Here is a 15,998-nt window from a genome sequence, read left to right as displayed (position 1 = left end):
CTTTTACCTCAGGCATCGATGGGGACGGTGACAACGCGCGACAGCCATACGCAATCTGGTAACAAATTTACAGCCGGTCCGGTGCTGTATTTGCAATTTTTATATATCACGTATGATTTAAAAAAAATCAGAATAATGACAGAGGGTGGCAATATAAGGCCCGCCTGTCACCAAGATCACGGTAATATCACCTATGCATTCAGATGATACCACCATCCGGCTTCATCATATCTTCTTGGCAGGTATGCTTTGTGTTCATGTCCGGCATTGCCGGTAGGGCACCTATGCATTGCCCACGCGGCACCGCCCATGGGGCGTCTTGTCCTCTATCGCGGGCAGCGCTTTCGTGGCAGTCTTGCCACCGCTTAAGCGACGGGGTCGAAATGAAGCTGAAGATTGTGGAAAAACTGCCCGCCCGCCTCGGGCTGCTGGCATGTGGGCTGGTGGTGCTTGGTGGCTGCACGGCCGAGATCGGGCGCAAGCCGTTCGAGAGTGATGTAAAATGCCTGCGCGAGCAGCTGGGCACCACCATGCAGCTCAGCTTTCCCATCGCGGCGAATACCTGCCAGCGCATGAGCGACCATAACTTCATCTTCGGTTCAAAGAAGAAGAAGGCCGTGCCGCTGCCGCTCAACCTGCGTGGCGCGCCCGACCTGCAGAAGATGGCCGATGAATACGGCTATAGCTACACAAAATAGCGTGTCCGCCCGGTAAGGGAACCCTGGCCGCCCCGGTGTGTTGCGCCCGCGTCGCGCTGGTCGGGGCGGGGTGGCTTCAGTTTTCGAGTTCGGTATCCCAGTACAGGTAGTCGCGCCAGCTTTCGTGCAGGTAGTTGGGCGGGAAGGCACGGCCATTTTCCTGCAACCTGCGGCTTGAGGGCCGCGCGGGCGTGCGGGCGGGGTACATGCGGATCTGGTGCGGCATGTAGGAGCCCTTGATCAGGTTGCACGGGCTGCATGCGGTCACCACGTTCTCCCAGCTCGTGCGGCCCCCCTTGCTGCGGGGAATGACGTGGTCGAAGGTCAGTTCCTGCGTGGGGAAGCGGGTGTTGCAGTACTGGCAGGAAAAATTGTCGCGCAGGAAGACATTGAACCGCGTGAAGGCAGGCTTGCGGGCGGTGGGGATATAGTCTTTCAGCGCAATCACGCTGGGCAGGCGCAGGCTCTGGGTGGGGGAGTGGACAACTGTGTCATATTCGCTCAGCACCGATACGCGGTCGAGCCACACGGCGCGGATGGCATCTTGCCATGACCACAGCGAAAGCGGGAAATAGGAGAGCGGCCTGAAATCGGCATTCAGGACGAGAGCTGGCAGGTATTGACTGTCACAGGGCACGGACGCATTCCTTTCCGAATGCCGCCGCACAAAGTTCAGGCGTACTCTGTTCCGAAGCGAACGCCTTATGGATGTGCGTCGTCGTCAGGTAACTGTCGAATCTATTGCAGACCCCGCATGGCGTGGCAACCCCATGCCCGCGCGGGCGCAGGAGTTGATCCATCAACGCAGCAGGGCAGGGTGGGGGCGCATTTTTTCGCCATAACCCTGATTTGACTTGATAATGGCTGAAATTACCCGTTTTGCGCCCAGCCCCACGGGGCACCTGCACCTGGGGCATGTGGCCTCGGTGCTGCACGGCTGGCGCGCGGCCACGGAGTCGGGGGGGCGCTTCATCCTGCGGGTGGAGGATATCGACACCACGCGTTGCCGCCCCGAGTTCATTGCCGACCTGTATGCCGACCTCGCCTGGCTCGGCCTGTCCTGGCCGCAGCCGGTGCGCCGCCAGTCAGAACATATGGCCGATTATCGCGCCGTGCTTGACTATCTGGCGGCGCATGGCCTGCTTTACCCGTGCTTCTGCACCCGGCGCGATATTGCCGAGGCCGCGGGCGCGCCCCATCACGCGCCCGATGGCGCCCTGGTCTATCCCGGCACCTGCCGCCATATGGACCCGGGCCTGCGGGCGGCAAGACTTGCGGCCCGCACCCCCCATGCCCTGCGGCTGGACATGGCGCGCGCCCTGCAATGGCCCGGCGCCAATACGCTGACATGGCACGAACTGGGCGAAGGCCCGCAACCCGCCGATGCGGCCGCATTTGGCGATGTGGTGCTGGCGCGGCGCGATGTGCCTGCCTCCTATCATCTATGCGTCACCCATGATGATGCGTTGCAGGGCATCACCCTTGTCACGCGCGGGGCGGACCTGCGACCAGCAACCGGGCTGCACCGGCTGTTGCAGCACATCATGGGCTGGCCCGCGCCGCGCTACAGCCACCATGCGCTGCTGTGCGATGCCGCGGGCAGGCGGCTGGCCAAGCGCGATGGCGCGCCCTCCATCCGCGCCATGCGGGCAGGGGGCATGACGCCGCAGCAGGTGATGGAAGCCGCCGGGGGCGGGCATCACATATCTGCTGTTTCCTCGGGCACGGGTTCGCTCTAGGCTACGGCCGCCCCGGTCACGTGCCGGATGTGTCCTTTCACTGTTGATGGATCTTGATACCATGGATCTTACCGCCGCCCGGCTGGCCCGGATCAGCCCGAGCCAGACGATTGCCATCTCGACCAAGGCGCGTGAACTCAAGGCGGCGGGAAAGGACATCATCAGCCTTTCCGCCGGCGAGCCGGATTTCGATACGCCGGACAGCATCAAGAAAGCCGCCATCCGCGCAATCGAGGCGGGCGAGACCAAATACACCGATGTTGCGGGCACGCCGGCCCTGCGCCGCGCCATTGCCGCGCGCTTCCGCGCCGATAACGGGCTGGACTATACCTGGGATGAAGTGATCGTTGCCAATGGCGGCAAGCAGATCATCTATAACGCCATGGTCGCCACCATCAATCCGGGTGACGAGGCGATCATTCCCGCGCCGTGCTGGGTATCGTATCCCGATATCGTGGCGCTGGCCGAGGGCACGCCCGTCATCGTGCCGTGCAGCGTGGAGAACGGCTTCAAGCTCCAGCCCGCCGAACTCGAGGCCGCGATCACGCCGCGAACCAAGTGGCTGCTGCTCAACTCGCCCAACAACCCCACCGGGGCGGCCTATTCCTTTGAGGAGATGCGCGGCCTGTGCGATGTGCTGCTGCGCCACCCCGATGTGTGGATCCTGACCGACGACATCTATAACAAGCTGGTCTATGACGGCTTCCGCGCGCCCACCGTGGTCGAGGTCGAGCCCCGCCTGCGCGACCGCACCGTTACGATGAACGGCGTGTCGAAGGCCTATGCCATGACCGGCTGGCGCATTGGCTATTCCGCAGCCCCCGTGCAGATGACGCGGGCCATGAACAAGCTGCAGGGCCAGTCCACCTCCGGTCCCGGCTCGGTCAGCCAGGCCGCGGCGGTGGAAGCACTGACCGGCCCGCAGGACTTCATCGGCACCATGGTCAGCACCTATCAGGCGCGGCGTGACCTCGTGGTGGGCATGCTCAACGAGGCGAAGGGCCTGCACTGCCCGGTGCCCGAGGGGGCATTCTATGTGTTTCCCTCGCTCGTCGGCTGCCTGGGCAAGACCAGCGCGGGCGGCACGCTGATCGATACCGATGAAGCCTTCGTCACCGCCCTGCTCGATGAGGAAGGCGTTGCCGCCGTGCATGGCAGCGCGTTCATGTTTGCCGGGCATTTCCGCATCTCCTACGCCACCGACACGGCCAGCCTGAAGGAGGCGTGCCTGCGCATCCAGCGTTTCTGCGCAGCCCTGCGTTAAGGGGCGCTGCCATGAACAGGAATGAAGGACTGGCCTATCCGCTGTTTGCGCAGCGGATGGAGCGGCTGAGCGTGCCCGCCACCATTGCCATGGCGCAGCGCGCGCGTGAACTGCGCGCGAAGGGCGGGAAAGTGCTCTCGCTCGCATTGGGCGAGCCCGATTTTGCCACGCCGCCCGCCGTAATCGAGGCGGCCCACCGCGCGGCGCTGGACGGGCAGACCAAATACCCCCCCGTTGATGGCACGCCTGCGCTCAAGGCCGCGATCGCGCGCAAATTCGCGCGCGAGAACGCGCTGGACTACGCGCCGGGTGAGATCATGGTCTCGAACGGGGGCAAGCAGGTCATCTTCAATGCGTTCATGGCCACCGTTCAGCCGGGCGATGAAGTGGTCATTCCGCGCCCGTACTGGGTCAGCTACCCGCTGATTGTCGAGATGTTTGGCGGCACGCCGGTCTATGCCGACTGCCATGAGGCCGATGATTTCCGCCTCAGGCCCGAGGTGCTGGAGGCCGCGATCACGTCACGCACCAAGTGGCTGGTGCTCAATTTCCCCAACAACCCCACGGGCGGCACCATGGGGGAGGCGGATCTCGCGACTGTTGCGGAAGTGCTGCGCCGCCACCCGCATGTGCATGTGCTCAGTGACGAGATATACGAGCACCTGCTCTATGACGGGCAGCGCCACGCCTCGCTTGCCGCCGTGGCGCCAGACCTCAAGGGCCGTATCCTGACCCTGAACGGCGTGTCGAAAGCCTATGCCATGACCGGCTGGCGGATAGGTTACGTGGGTGGCCCCACGCCGCTCATCCGCGCCATGACCGCCATACAGGGCAGCTCGACTTCAGGTATCTGTTCCATCAGCCAGGCCGCCGCCGCTGCGGCGCTTGACGGGCCGCCCGACATTATCGCGCAGATGTGCGCGGTCTATGCCCGCCGGCGCGAGATGGTGGTCTCGGCCCTGCGTGCCATTCCCGGCCTGACCTGCGCCATGCCGCACGGGGCGTTTTATGCCTATCCCGGCATTGCGGGCTGCATCGGGCGCAGGACAGCAGGGGGGCGGATGCTGAATACGGACGAGGATTTCGCCATCGCCCTGCTGGCCGAGCAGCATGTGGCCGTGGTGCATGGCTCGGCCTTCGGGCAAGGGCCTTACCTGCGCCTGTCCTATGCCACGAGCGATGATATTCTTACGGAATGCTGCACGCGCCTTGCGCGGTTTGTGGATGGGTTGTCCTGAAGGGACTATCAGGGCGTTCGGGTGCCGCCTGTTCTCGCGAAAGGCGGCATTCTAAAGCTTCACCACGAACGTCTTTATGTTCTGCCGCGTTCAGTCCGGATCGGGCGAGGGCGGGTTGAGCAGGAACACCCCCTCGGTCAGGATGGCGGGCAGGAGCGGGGTTGCCAGTGGCAGGCCCGACAGCACGATCGCCCCCGCCGAGGCCGCGCAGGCCCCCATGTAGCCGGTGCGCCCGCCCAGGCGCTCGGCAATGACAAACAGGAAGACCGCGACAAGTTCCAGCACCGCGGCCCCCCCGAGCCGGAGTGGGTGCAGCTGCGTCTGCAATCCCATATCCGACAGCAGGCGCAGCAGCGCGGGTGACTGTTCCTGCGTGCCGCTTCCTAGCCCGAACATGAAAGAAAAAGGCAGGATCAGCACGCCCAGTATGTCGCGCAACAGGTTGATCAACCCGCTGACCAGCGGCAGCAGCACCATGATGGCAAGGCTCATGCTGGTGCAGGTGGCGACAATGATCAGCCCGATCTGCCTCTGCCGGGCCGCGGGGTTGGGCGGCGGCTCATCGGGTTCCATGGGCATGGCGGCCTGAGGCTGGCGTTACCACCATTTTACGGGTTCGGGCTCATTGGGGTCAGTCGCGTCATCGTCCGCCTGGGGGGGGCGGGCTGGCGCCATCCGGTTTTCCGCCACGCGGCTTCTGGCCTTGAGGCGGCTGGCTTCCTCACGCAGGCGGTCGGCTTCTTCGCGGGCAGCATAGATTTCAGCGCGCAGGCTCAGTATTTCAGCATCGCGTTCGGCGAGTCTGGTCTTGTTCTCGGCGGCGATGACATCGGCATGGCCGATGCGGGTGGTCAGGGAGCGGATCTGCGCCTGCGCTTCCGAAAGGCGGAGTTCAGCCTCCTCGCGCAGCTTCTGCTCGAACTGGATCTTGTGGCGCAGCTGCTCCGCCTCGCCCCGGTCTTCAGGCTGGGCATGCAGCACGCGCGGCGAGGCGCGGCCGGTGGTCAGCGAATGATGTTCGACACGTACATCGCCATCCTGCACGAATTTGCGGCGGCGCTGGGTGGGGTCGGCCTGGCGCACGGGGCGCGCCTTGGCCTGCGGGGCCTTGGGCGCGGCGGGGCCGCGCGGCTTGCCCTTGCCAAGGCGCTCAAGCGCCTGGCGGAAGGCGGTTTCATTGACTTCTTCGCGTTGGGGGCTCTGGTCTTCTTCCTTCGAAAAGGAAAGAAAATCGTTATAAGATGACACAGCAGAACTCTCGATAACTCAATGCACCATGCGAGATGTTGAAAGGGCCATATTTAGGAAAATATTCCTCTGACCGGGATGCCGATGGTGTCTGTTTTTAAGTGATTGATCGAGTATATAAAGCCTTAGGGGCGACCTGCGCAAGAGGTATGAAGATAAATATAATAATGAATGACATAATTATTATGTCATAATATATATTAACAAAATTCAAATAAATGAAGAAGAAATAATAATATAAATTAATAATATTTTTTTATTTATAAACAAAAAAACGGCAGATTTCATAATGAAATGCCCTGTATTGGTATTTCTGCGTAGCAGCAGTCACTTGCGTTTTGAGACCTGTTTGGGCCAGATAAGGCGCGATAACGTCTTTTTTTCGTAATATCCGGCAGGATGCAGTATGTGTGACAATGGGCAAAACGCTGTAGCGGTCTCTCTCTCGCGCAGGCTCGGGCAGGCGGCGCGCCCGCGCGTGCTGGTGGTGATGGGGGTATCGGGGTGTGGCAAGAGCACCGTGGCTCAGCTCATGGCCGCGCGCATGGGCTGGCCTGTCATTGAAGGCGACGACCTGCATCCGCCCGCCAATATCGCGCGCATGAGCAACGGCATTCCCCTGACCGACGCGGATCGCGCCCCCTGGCTCGACCGCATTGCCGCGGCCATCCTGGCATGGCGTGAGCAGGGGCAGTGCGGCATCGTGACCTGTTCATCGCTGCGGCGCGCCTATCGCGAGCGGATCGGGGCGGGCCATGCGGATGTGTGCTTTGTCTACCTCAAGGGCAGCCGGGAAGACATTGCCCCGCGCCTGCGCCAGCGCACGGGGCATTTCATGCCGGTTGGCATGCTCGACAGCCAGTTCGCCACACTGGAGGAACCCGACATGCACCATGAGGTGGTCATGACGCTCGATGTCAACGCCCCGCAGGCCCATCTGGCCGAGCAGGCCTGCCTGCATCTGGAGCGCCTGCCGGGCTGAGCGCCCTCATCCAGCCGTGGGCGGCGGGGCGGCGGGGGTCCATGTCAGGTCACCGGCCCCGTTATCATTGAGGTGGCGCCCCAGCACGAACAGGTAATCGGACAGGCGGTTCATGCAGGCGGGAATATCGGGGCCGAGGTCTTCGCTTCGCGCCAGCGTGGCCAGCCGTCGCTCCGCCCGCCGCACCACGGTGCGCGCCAGATGGGCATGGGCCGCGGCCATCGTGCCGCCGGGCAGGACAAAGCTGGTCAGCGGCGGGATATGTGCGCGCAGGTGCTCCACCTCGTCTTCCATGGCCCTGACCGCCACGGCGCCCTGCGCCAGCGGGCGGGGCGGCCTGCCGGGCATGCACACCACGCCGCCAATATCGAACACAAGCCCCTGCAGCCAGGCAATGAAACGGGCGTTCCGGCCTGCGGGCAGGCTCGCGCGCAGCAGCCCGATTACGGCATTGGCTTCATCAAGGGCGCCAAGGGCCTCGATGCGCACCGAGTCCTTGGCCACGCGCGTGCCATTGCCCAGCGCGGTCTGTCCTGTGTCGCCGCCACGGGTCACGACCCGGTCGATGCGAATGCTCATGGATTGATCCGTTTGTCATGAGGAAAGTAATAAAAATATCTTCAGGTCAAACCGTTATATATAAATAAACCCCAAGAAATATATATTCTGTAAATCAAAAGTTTTTGGTGAAGCTTTTTTCAAAAAGCTTCAAAAAACGCCATCTGTTTGAAAAAAGAAGTATACAGAAATTTTTACCAGTAATGCGGCAGCGCTTTTTAGCGTGAAGGCTTGGCCGCGCCCAGCTTCAGGGAATCGTTGAGCAGGGTCTGCAACGTGTCTGCCGTGGTGGAGGCATAGGTCTTGAGCTCGGGGTCGGCAGCGGATTCCGCCTCGTTCTGGAACATGGCCAGAGCATCGCTTGCAGCCTGCGCCTGCAGGTCGAGGTAATCACGCTCGAATTTGGCGCCGGTTTCGGTCTTGAGCTGGGCTGCGACTTCATCCTCGTCCGGGCTCATCTCCTTGTGCAGGGTCAGCCCGTGCTTGAGGGTGAGGGTGGAGAGGGCAGTCTCGTTGGCGGTGTGCAGCTTGACCGAGCGCGCGGCGAATTCCTGCACCTTCCGCCGCTTGGCCTCCGTCGTGGCCATTTTGGAGATGGTGATCTCGAATGCATTCAGGGCCGACACGTTTTCAGCAAAGGTGGAATCGGATTCCGTAAGCGGCGGCAGGCTCGGCGCGGGCGCCGCTGCAGGGGGGGCTGCGGGTGGCGTGGCAGGACGGGCCGCAAGGCCTGCTGCGGGAAGAAGGCTGACAGACGCGCAAAGAAACCAGACGGCGTAATTTTTCATGCTTTCATCTTCCCAACGTGTAAAATTCAGGCGGCTTTACTGAACGTCTTCATAGTTTATCAGTTTTGGGCCGCCATACAAAGCCAGCAGGCCACAATACCAGCCCCTTGCGGCAGGTGAAGGCGGCAGGGCAGGCCAGAGGAAAACTTTCCTACCGTCCTGATCCGGTCTGCCGGGTGGTGGCCGCCCTTCATGCCGGGCTGGCCTATACGATGCGCCCACGGCGGGAGTAGGGTGTGCCTGCCCGCGTCGTGTGCGGGTCGTCACCCTGTTTGCGGATATGCTGAATGCCTACTGTTGTCCGGTTCCTGTTGTGTTTTGCGGCGCTGGCCGCGTTTTCCGCCGTGATGGGCGGAGCGCTCACCGCCCATCTGCCCGATCGTTTCTTTGCCGAGGGCGGGCGTGACATGGCCCGGCAGGCCATACAGATGCAGATGTGGCATGCGCTGGCCATGATCGGCATTGCGGTGCTGTTGATCCAGCAGGGGTGCCGCGCGCTCATTTCCCTGTCCGGCTGCCTCATGGCGGTGGGCACGGTCCTTTTCAGCGTAGGCGTGGCGCTGACGGCGTTCTGGGGCGTTCATCCCGGTCCGGTGGCGCCCACGGGGGGCAGCATTCTCATGGGGGCATGGCTTTTGCTGGCGGTGGGGGTCATGCGCGCATGACCGTCCAGCCCGAAACATATACGCAGCCCGCCTGGCCCGTGCGCAGCGCCTATCTGGCGGCCCCCGGATTTGAAGAAGTTCTGGAACAGGAACTGACGCGCAAGGGGGCGGGAGCACTGTGCTGGCATGGGCGGCTGGCGCTGTCAGCCGCACTGCCCGTGGCCAGCCTGTGGGCGATTGACGTATGGGATGCGCCTCAACTGCATGCGGTGCCCTCCATCAAGGGGGCGGCGCGGATCATGCGCGGCCTGCAACGCAACTGGGCAGGTTATGCGCCCACGCTCCACCGCCGCAGCGCCCTGATTACCGATGCTCTGCCGCCGGTGCGGCCGAAGCCGGTCAGCTTTCCCGCCATGCCGCCTGATGCCCATCTGGGCGGCTGGACGCTGCTGGCGCCAGATCAGTTGCTGCTCTCGCCCACCAAGTCCGCGCCGTTCATCAATGGCGAGGTGGCTTTTGTCGAGAACCGTACCGACCCGCCTTCACGCGCCTATCTCAAGTTGTGGGAGGCCCTGTTCCGCCTTGGCCGGTGGCCCGTGGCGGGCGAGACCTGCATCGACCTTGGCGCCTGTCCCGGCGGGTGGACATGGGTTGCGGCCAGCCAGGGCGCGCAGGTCACGGCCATTGACCGCGCGCCGCTGGCCGAGAGTATTGCCGCCCTGCCCAACGTGACATGCCGCTATGAAAGCGCCTTCGGCCTGGACCCCGCCACCTGCGAACCCGTGGACTGGCTGTTTTCCGACATCATCGCCTATCCCGCCCGCCTGCTTGCGCTGGCGCAGCGGTGGATTGCTTCAGGCCGGGCTGCGCGGATTGTCATGACCATCAAATTCCAGGGCGAGACCGACCACGACACGGCGGAGGCCTTCGCTGCCATTCCCGGCGGGCGCGTGCTGCACCTGTGGCACAACAAGCATGAACTCACCTTTTTCTGGCAGCGCGGCGCATGAGCAGCCGGTCGGCAATCTCGACCACGCCGATGGCAAGCACGCAGCACACAAGGGCCACCGCCATCACGATCAGCCGTTCCTGCTCGGTCTCATCGGTGGCCCCGGCAAGGCGGTAGACGGACAGCCACAGGTCGGTGCCCGCAATGCGGTCGACCAGGCCGGCCACGGTGGTGCTCAGGCGCAGGCTGAGCATGAACAGCACTGTCAGCCCGAGCACGGCCAGCGTCTTGTACAGCGTGCGGGTAACCGTAGGCGTGGTGGTGGGCATGCATTCCCCGAAATATGGATAAGAGACAAAAGTTTTTGGTGAAGCTTTTTTTTTAAAGCTTCAGGACGCACCCAAAAACGGCCTTCCGTTTTCAGTCATCCAGCAGGGCGCGGGCGGTGCGCACCACATCGGCCAGCGTGCCGGGCTGGAAGGGAGACTGAAGCCCGGCAGAACGCACGAGCCGGGTGAAGGGTTGCGCCCCACCCTGCGCGCACAGGTCCACATAGGCCTTCAGTGCGCCCGGCATGTCGTCGCGGCTGCGGATCCAGAACTGCATGGCGCAGCACAGGGCCAGCGCGTAATCGATGTAATAGAACGGCGAGCGGTAGATATGCCCCTGTGCCTGCCACCGCCCCCCCATGGTGGGGTGGGGCAGGCCGCCATAGTCGCGCCAGGGCAGGTAGCGCTGCTCGAGCGCGCGCCACACGGCATGGCGCTCGGCGGGGGTCATGTCGGGGCGGGCATAGACCTCGTGCTGGAAGTGATCGACACACACGCCGTAAGGCAGGAAGGCGAGCGACGAGATGAGGTGCATGCGCCGGTAGCGCTCGCCCTGACCGGGCTCGACCATCAGGTCGATATGCGGCCAGGTGAGGAATTCCAGCGCCATCGAGTTGATCTCGGCGGCGTCCATGGTTGGCCACAGCAGGTCGATGGCGGGCAGCTTGCGGCTTTTCCAGTTCTGGTAGGCATGGCCCATCTCGTGCGTGAACACGTTGATGTCGTGCTGCGTGCCATTGAAGTTGGCGAAGATGAACGGCATGCCCACCGTGGGGAAGGACGTGCAGAACCCGCCCCCCGCCTTGCCCGGCCGGTTGATGAGGTCGAGATAGCCGTTCTCGCGCATCTGGGCAAAGAAGGGGCCGAGATCGCCGCCCATGCGGTCGAACATGGCCTGCGCGCGGGCCATGAGCACGTCATGCCCGCCTGCCGGGCGGGGGTTGCCCAGCGGGTCGACCAGCGGTTCATCCCATGAATACAGCACCTCCCACCCCATGGTGGTGGTGCGTTTGCGCACGATGTCATGCACCAGCGGCACGACATGGGTGCGCACGTCCTCGCGAAAGCGGGCGACATCGGCAGGCCCGTAATCCACGCGGCGCATGCGGCGGTAGGCCAGCGGAATGTAGCTGTCATAACCCAGCGTGCGCGCCATGCCATCGCGCAGGTGCACCATGTCGTCAAACAGGGTGTCGAGCCGGGTCGCGTTTTTGGCAAAGAACGCCCAGCGCACCTGTTCGGCCTGCTGGCGCACGGCGCGGTCGGTGCTCTCGGCATAGGGGGCGAGGCCGGACAGGTTGACCTGCTGGCCGCCAATCTCCACCCGCGCGCTGGCCAGCAGGGCGGTGTATTCACCGCTCAGGCGGGCTTCCTCCTCCAGCGCATCGGCAATGCGGGGGTCGAAGGTGGTGATGTCGGTGCGCCACAGTTCCAGCGTGTGGGGCGTTACCACCTGGGCCACCGCCGTGGGGTCGGGGTATTCGAGCAGCCTGCGCTTGAGGGTGACTTCATGCGCGGTGACATACGGACCCAGCCCATCGGCGTAGTCACGGTCGGCCTTGGCGGCCGGGCTGGTGGTGTCCTGTGCGAAGCGCAGGTCGACCAGGGCGGACCAGCTTTCATAATCGCGGCGGATCGTATCGAACAGGCCTGCGGCATCGGCCACGCGACCCTGATCGAGCAGGGTCGAGACCTGGCCGAAGCGCAGGGCCAGCGCATCACGCGCGGGGCGGGGAAAGGCGAGGCTGTCAAAAGGGCGGGACATGCAGGCAGGGTGCCATGGAAAGCGGGCCTGCGTCCATGCCCCCAGCGGGTTATTGGCCCGCGCCACGCCGTTGCGCGCGACCAAACCACAGGCACAGGGCGCAGAAGGCCGCAAGCCCCGCCAGTTCGGGCAGCGTGCCGCCCATGCCCGCGGGGCGCAGCGAAAGCGGCGCGTCACGCCCGCTTGCAGCCGACAGGCAGGCCAGCACCACCCCGGTCAGGCTCTCGCCCACGATCAGTCCCGAGGCGACCATGGTGCCCTGATGGCGGCCCGCCCCTTTGGTCAGCCGGGTCATGACATGGCCAAGCAGGGCGCCCACGGCCAGCGTCATGGAAATGCTCATGGGCAGGTAGATGCCAATGCCCACTGCCAGTGGCGGCAACGCGCCGCGCCCGCTGCGGCGCAGGGCACCATCGAGCGCAATCAGCCCGCAGCCCGTGGCCACCCCCAGCCCCAGCATGCTCCAGTCAAGCTGATGCAGGAAAATGCCCGATGTGATCATGAGCAGGAGTGCTGGCTGCGGGGCGGCCAGTGCCTGCGCGGGGTCCATGCCCGCATGCGGCATGGCACCCACGAAGCCGTAGGTCTGGTACAGCACGTTGAGCACGGGCGGAATGACCATGCCCCCGGTCACGCAGCCGATCAGCAGCGCGATTTCCTGTCGCCACGGCGTGGCATTCACCATGCGGCCGGTTTTAAGGTCCTGCAGGTTGTCATTGGCAATGGCGGCGGAGGCGGTGATGGCGGTCAGCGCATACAGGCAGAACCCGATTGCGAAATGCTGCCCCTGCGCCCCAGCGAACAGCCCCACCGCGCGTAGCGCCACAAACACGCAGGCCAGGCACATCGCCGCAAGGATGATAACGCCCGACAGCGGCGAGGAGGATGACCCCACCAGCCCCGCCATGTAGCCGCATGCCGCCGCCACGAACAGCCCCAGCCCCAGGCAGCACGCAAGCCCCGCCAGCGCCGCCACCAGCGCCGATACAGGCCCGGCGGATGCGGAAAAGGCCATGAACATGCCGCCAATCGTCACGGTCACCAGCCCGGCCACGGCCAGCATGGCGCGGGGCGGGAGGTCGGTATCGGTGCGCTCGGGCCGGGCCGCCGTGGCGGGCTGGCGCGCCAGCAGCGTGCGCATGCTGCCCAGCAGCGGACGGCCCATGCGCAGCACGGTCCAGATGGCGGCGACGCCAATCAGCCCTACGCCGATGAAACGCGCCTTGTCCTTCCATATCCGGGTTGCGAAATCACCCGCACCCAGCCCCGGCGGGTGCGGCAGCAGGTGCGCCATGACGGGAATGGCGACCTCCCATGTCAGCAGCGCGCCGAGCAGCATGGCCAGTCCGCCTTCCAGCCCCACGAGATACCCCGCGCCGAGCAGCGCGGGCGAAAAGCCGATCGAGAACCGGAAGGCCGAAAGCCCATAGGCAAGCGAGGCCGTCATCCCATCGCCCAGCAGCCGCAGCCCCGCCGTGGCGAAGGTGAGGCAGCCTGCAAGAATGCCGCCCTGCACCAGCGCGCGCAGGCCGCCGGGGCTTTCGCCATGGTGGCCCGCGCGCAGGATCTCGGCCGCCGCCACCCCTTCGGGGAAGGGCAGGGTGGGGTCGGCCAGCATGACCCGGCGCAGCGGGATGGTGAACAGCACGCCCGTCATGCCGCCCGCCGCCGTGAGCAGGGCTGTCTGGAGGAAGGGGAAGCGCTGCCAGAACCCGGCCATGACCAGCGCGGGCAGGCTGGCGAACACGCATGACAGCGTGCCCGCCGCCGAGGCCTGGGTCTGGACGAGGTTGTTCTCGAGGATCGTGCCGCCGCCCAGCGCGCGCAGCACCGCCATGGAAATGACGGCGGCGGGGATGGAGGTCGCCACCGTCAGCCCCACCCGCAGGCCCAGATAGACATTGGACGCGGTGAAGACGACCGTGATCAGCGCGCCGATCACCACGCCGCGCCAGGTCAGTTCCCTCGTATCTGCTGCGCGGTCGGGCATGGGGGCGGCCTTACATCTTGTGGAAGGTGGGCATGACAAGATGGGCGCGGTTGAAGTCAAGCTGCGCCTTGGTGAGCTGGAAGCCGATCTCGATATGGTACTGGTCGCTGTGGATATGGCGCGACACCGGCAGCGTGATGGGAATGTTGCGGGTGTGGGTCAGGTCCTGCATGCGCCCGTCATCAAACGAGACATGGGCCACGAATTCCTTCTTGCTCTTGATCTCGCCATTGAACACCACGGCCACGAAATACGGGATGTTGACGAAATTGACCCCCGAGGCCGGCCCGCGCTCGACATGCAGGCCGATCTGCATGTTGGTCATGACCGTGCGGTGCTGGCCTTCCTCGCACGAGCCGACCACGCGTGTCAGGCCGGCGCGCGCCACGAGGTGGGTAATGTCATGGTCATTGCCGGTGTACTGGTAGTAATCCGCCGCCTCGCCCGGAATTTCCACCACCGGGCAGGCCGGGGCGAAATCGATCGAATCGGATTCGCCCTCGCACGCGCCCAGCAGGGACAGGCCCGCGACCGTGCAGATTTTCAGGGCATTGCGCCACAGGCGCGGCGACACAGGGGCAGGGATCATGCGGGTGTTCCGGCTAGGTCAGGTGTGGATGTAGCCCCACGGCACGGGCATGGCACGGGGCGGGATGTGCAGGCGGCAGGACGTGGGGGGAGGACAGGCATGGCAGAATACGTTAGGATGAACGGGAAAATGGCTTGCGCCATTGCCGTGGTTTGCGTAGGGCCGGGTCCATCGCTCGGGATGCCGGCGCCGCAACTGTAGCAGATCGCGGCCCGTATCCTATACCGCCCGCCGGATGTTTGGGGAACACCATGCCCGACCAGATGATTCATACGCCCGATAATACCGCCGCCGATGCCCCGCCCCGCGTGCTCAAGGTGCTGCTCGCAGGCCCCCGCGGCTTCTGCGCCGGTGTCGATCGTGCCATCCGCGTGGTGGAGGAAGCAATCCGCCGTTACGGCGCGCCGGTCTATGTCCGCCACGAGATCGTGCATAACCGCACCGTGGTCGAGGCGCTCGAGGCGCAGGGCGCGATCTTTGTCGAGGAACTCGATGAAGTTCCCGCCGATGGCCAGGTCGTGTTCTCGGCCCATGGCGTGCCCAAGACCGTGCCGGCCGAGGCCATGCGCCGCAACCTGCTTTACCTGGATGCCACCTGCCCGCTGGTCTCGAAAGTGCACCGTGAGGCCGAGCGCCACTTCGCCGATGGTGGCCCGGAAAGCCGCCATATCCTGATGATCGGCCATGCCGGCCACCCCGAAGTGGTGGGCACCATGGGCCAGCTGCCCGTGGGGGCCGTCACGCTGATCAACGATGCCGAGGAAGCCCGCACCGTCCAGCCCGCCGACCCCTCGCGGCTTGCCTTCATCACCCAGACCACGCTCTCGGTTGATGACACGGCGGAGATCGTGGACATCCTGCGCGACCGCTTTCCGCTGATCGAAGGCCCGCGCCGCGAGGATATCTGCTACGCCACCACCAACCGGCAGGAAGCGGTCAAGGCCATCGCGCCGGGCTGTGACCTGGTGATCGTGATCGGCTCGCCCAACTCGTCGAACTCGCAGCGCCTGCGCGAGGTGGCCGAGCGCTCGGGCGCGCCGCGCGCCCTGCTGGTGCCGCGCCTGAACGCGCTGGACTGGTCGGCGCTCGATGGCGTGTCCACGCTGGGCATTACCGCTGGCGCCTCCGCCCCGGAATCGCTGGTGCAGGAAATGGTGGCCGCCCTTGCCAAGCGCTTCACGCTCGAGATCGAGGAAATTACCGTGAAGGAAGAAAACGTGGCCTTCCGCCTGCCGGCGCCGCTGGGCTGATCCGTA

17 protein-coding genes are annotated in these 15,998 nt (G+C 64.6%); 8 read left to right on the top strand and 9 right to left on the bottom strand.

Going from position 1 to position 15,998, the window contains the following annotated elements; all coding sequences use genetic code 11:
• The first annotated feature begins 383 nt into the window (after nt 1-383).
• The gene (locus DV027_RS03685; RefSeq protein WP_130730577.1) at nt 384-698 is read left to right on the top strand and encodes a hypothetical protein; all 315 of its coding nucleotides are present in this window, start codon (nt 384-386) and stop codon (nt 696-698) included.
• Between the two features lie 76 nt (nt 699-774).
• Here DV027_RS03685 and DV027_RS03680 read toward each other — a convergent pair whose 3' ends face one another.
• Nucleotides 775-1,335 carry an HNH endonuclease gene (locus DV027_RS03680; protein ID WP_078524470.1) on the bottom strand — a complete coding sequence of 187 codons (561 nt, stop codon included), beginning with the start codon at nt 1,333-1,335 and terminating at the stop codon, nt 775-777.
• Nucleotides 1,336-1,558: 223 nt separating this feature from the next.
• Between DV027_RS03680 and gluQRS the strand changes: the two genes are divergently transcribed.
• The 3 genes from gluQRS (at nt 1,559) to DV027_RS03665 (ending at nt 4,939) form a co-directional block, all read left to right on the top strand.
• A complete protein-coding gene (gluQRS, locus tag DV027_RS03675; RefSeq protein ID WP_130730576.1) occupies nt 1,559-2,437 on the top strand; it encodes a tRNA glutamyl-Q(34) synthetase GluQRS in 879 nt (292 codons plus the stop codon).
• Between the two features lie 61 nt (nt 2,438-2,498).
• Entirely contained in the window at nt 2,499-3,701 is a 1,203-nt protein-coding gene (locus tag DV027_RS03670) for a pyridoxal phosphate-dependent aminotransferase (RefSeq protein ID WP_130730575.1), read from the top strand.
• Nucleotides 3,702-3,712: 11 nt separating this feature from the next.
• Nucleotides 3,713-4,939 carry a pyridoxal phosphate-dependent aminotransferase gene (locus DV027_RS03665; protein WP_130730574.1) on the top strand — a complete coding sequence of 409 codons (1,227 nt, stop codon included), beginning with the start codon at nt 3,713-3,715 and terminating at the stop codon, nt 4,937-4,939.
• Nucleotides 4,940-5,029: 90 nt separating this feature from the next.
• Here DV027_RS03665 and DV027_RS03660 read toward each other — a convergent pair whose 3' ends face one another.
• Nucleotides 5,030-5,512 carry a hypothetical protein gene (locus DV027_RS03660; protein WP_130730573.1) on the bottom strand — a complete coding sequence of 161 codons (483 nt, stop codon included), beginning with the start codon at nt 5,510-5,512 and terminating at the stop codon, nt 5,030-5,032.
• 24 nt (nt 5,513-5,536) lie between these two features.
• On the bottom strand, nt 5,537-6,187 hold the full coding sequence (locus DV027_RS03655; RefSeq protein WP_130730572.1) for a hypothetical protein: 651 nt from the start codon (nt 6,185-6,187) through the stop codon (nt 5,537-5,539).
• Nucleotides 6,188-6,593: 406 nt separating this feature from the next.
• On the opposite strand from DV027_RS03655, the gene DV027_RS03650 reads away from it, so the two are divergent.
• A complete protein-coding gene (locus DV027_RS03650) occupies nt 6,594-7,169 on the top strand; it encodes a gluconokinase (RefSeq protein WP_130730571.1) in 576 nt (191 codons plus the stop codon).
• 6 nt (nt 7,170-7,175) lie between these two features.
• Here the strand turns inward: DV027_RS03650 and DV027_RS03645 are convergent, their stop codons facing one another.
• Nucleotides 7,176-7,748, bottom strand: coding sequence for a cob(I)yrinic acid a,c-diamide adenosyltransferase (locus DV027_RS03645; protein ID WP_130730570.1), 573 nt, complete (start codon nt 7,746-7,748; stop codon nt 7,176-7,178).
• A gap of 197 nt (nt 7,749-7,945) precedes the next feature.
• Nucleotides 7,946-8,515, bottom strand: a complete 570-nt coding sequence (locus DV027_RS03640) for a DUF4142 domain-containing protein (RefSeq protein ID WP_130730569.1) — start codon at nt 8,513-8,515, stop codon at nt 7,946-7,948.
• A 287-nt stretch (nt 8,516-8,802) separates the two neighbouring features.
• On the opposite strand from DV027_RS03640, the gene DV027_RS03635 reads away from it, so the two are divergent.
• The gene (locus DV027_RS03635) at nt 8,803-9,180 is read left to right on the top strand and encodes a DUF423 domain-containing protein (protein ID WP_130730568.1); all 378 of its coding nucleotides are present in this window, start codon (nt 8,803-8,805) and stop codon (nt 9,178-9,180) included.
• A complete protein-coding gene (locus DV027_RS03630) occupies nt 9,177-10,130 on the top strand; it encodes an SAM-dependent methyltransferase (protein ID WP_130730567.1) in 954 nt (317 codons plus the stop codon). Before DV027_RS03635 ends, DV027_RS03630 begins: the two co-directional genes overlap by 4 nt.
• Here the strand turns inward: DV027_RS03630 and DV027_RS03625 are convergent.
• From DV027_RS03625 to DV027_RS03610, 4 genes are all read right to left on the bottom strand, one after another.
• Complete coding sequence (locus DV027_RS03625) at nt 10,102-10,398, bottom strand: hypothetical protein (RefSeq protein ID WP_130730566.1); 297 nt, start codon at nt 10,396-10,398, stop codon at nt 10,102-10,104. The genes DV027_RS03630 and DV027_RS03625 overlap by 29 nt on opposite strands.
• A 91-nt stretch (nt 10,399-10,489) precedes the next feature.
• The gene (locus tag DV027_RS03620) at nt 10,490-12,163 is read right to left on the bottom strand and encodes a M3 family oligoendopeptidase (protein WP_130730565.1); all 1,674 of its coding nucleotides are present in this window, start codon (nt 12,161-12,163) and stop codon (nt 10,490-10,492) included.
• Nucleotides 12,164-12,212: 49 nt separating this feature from the next.
• Entirely contained in the window at nt 12,213-14,153 is a 1,941-nt protein-coding gene (locus DV027_RS03615; protein ID WP_130730564.1) for an OPT family oligopeptide transporter, read from the bottom strand.
• A gap of 10 nt (nt 14,154-14,163) precedes the next feature.
• On the bottom strand, nt 14,164-14,742 hold the full coding sequence (locus DV027_RS03610) for a hypothetical protein (protein ID WP_130730563.1): 579 nt from the start codon (nt 14,740-14,742) through the stop codon (nt 14,164-14,166).
• 251 nt (nt 14,743-14,993) lie between these two features.
• Here DV027_RS03610 and ispH point away from each other — a divergent pair, with 251 nt between their 5' ends.
• Nucleotides 14,994-15,992: a 4-hydroxy-3-methylbut-2-enyl diphosphate reductase gene (gene ispH, locus DV027_RS03605; RefSeq protein WP_078524456.1), complete on the top strand. Its 999-nt coding sequence runs from the start codon at nt 14,994-14,996 to the stop codon at nt 15,990-15,992.
• Nucleotides 15,993-15,998 lie beyond the last annotated feature (6 nt).

The sequence above is a fragment of the Komagataeibacter xylinus genome (assembly GCF_004302915.1).
Lineage (GTDB): Bacteria > Pseudomonadota > Alphaproteobacteria > Acetobacterales > Acetobacteraceae > Komagataeibacter > Komagataeibacter xylinus_C.
This window is presented reverse-complemented; position numbering and strand designations above follow the sequence as displayed.

Excerpts from the sequence above, each read along its gene's own strand:
- DV027_RS03645 (WP_130730570.1), bottom strand. The coding sequence starts at position 7,748 with ATGAGCATTCGCATCGACCGGGTCGTGACCCGTGGCGGCGACACAGGA.
- DV027_RS03620 (WP_130730565.1), bottom strand. The coding sequence starts at position 12,163 with ATGTCCCGCCCTTTTGACAGCCTCGCCTTTCCCCGCCCCGCGCGTGAT.
- ispH (WP_078524456.1), top strand. The coding sequence starts at position 14,994 with ATGCCCGACCAGATGATTCATACGCCCGATAATACCGCCGCCGATGCC.
- DV027_RS03660 (WP_130730573.1), bottom strand. The coding sequence starts at position 5,512 with ATGGAACCCGATGAGCCGCCGCCCAACCCCGCGGCCCGGCAGAGGCAG.
- DV027_RS03640 (WP_130730569.1), bottom strand. The coding sequence starts at position 8,515 with ATGAAAAATTACGCCGTCTGGTTTCTTTGCGCGTCTGTCAGCCTTCTT.
- DV027_RS03665 (WP_130730574.1), top strand. The coding sequence starts at position 3,713 with ATGAACAGGAATGAAGGACTGGCCTATCCGCTGTTTGCGCAGCGGATG.
- DV027_RS03670 (WP_130730575.1), top strand. The coding sequence starts at position 2,499 with ATGGATCTTACCGCCGCCCGGCTGGCCCGGATCAGCCCGAGCCAGACG.
- DV027_RS03625 (WP_130730566.1), bottom strand. The coding sequence starts at position 10,398 with ATGCCCACCACCACGCCTACGGTTACCCGCACGCTGTACAAGACGCTG.
- DV027_RS03635 (WP_130730568.1), top strand. The coding sequence starts at position 8,803 with ATGCCTACTGTTGTCCGGTTCCTGTTGTGTTTTGCGGCGCTGGCCGCG.
- DV027_RS03650 (WP_130730571.1), top strand. The coding sequence starts at position 6,594 with ATGTGTGACAATGGGCAAAACGCTGTAGCGGTCTCTCTCTCGCGCAGG.
- DV027_RS03610 (WP_130730563.1), bottom strand. The coding sequence starts at position 14,742 with ATGATCCCTGCCCCTGTGTCGCCGCGCCTGTGGCGCAATGCCCTGAAA.
- DV027_RS03685 (WP_130730577.1), top strand. The coding sequence starts at position 384 with ATGAAGCTGAAGATTGTGGAAAAACTGCCCGCCCGCCTCGGGCTGCTG.
- gluQRS (WP_130730576.1), top strand. The coding sequence starts at position 1,559 with ATGGCTGAAATTACCCGTTTTGCGCCCAGCCCCACGGGGCACCTGCAC.
- DV027_RS03630 (WP_130730567.1), top strand. The coding sequence starts at position 9,177 with ATGACCGTCCAGCCCGAAACATATACGCAGCCCGCCTGGCCCGTGCGC.
- DV027_RS03615 (WP_130730564.1), bottom strand. The coding sequence starts at position 14,153 with ATGCCCGACCGCGCAGCAGATACGAGGGAACTGACCTGGCGCGGCGTG.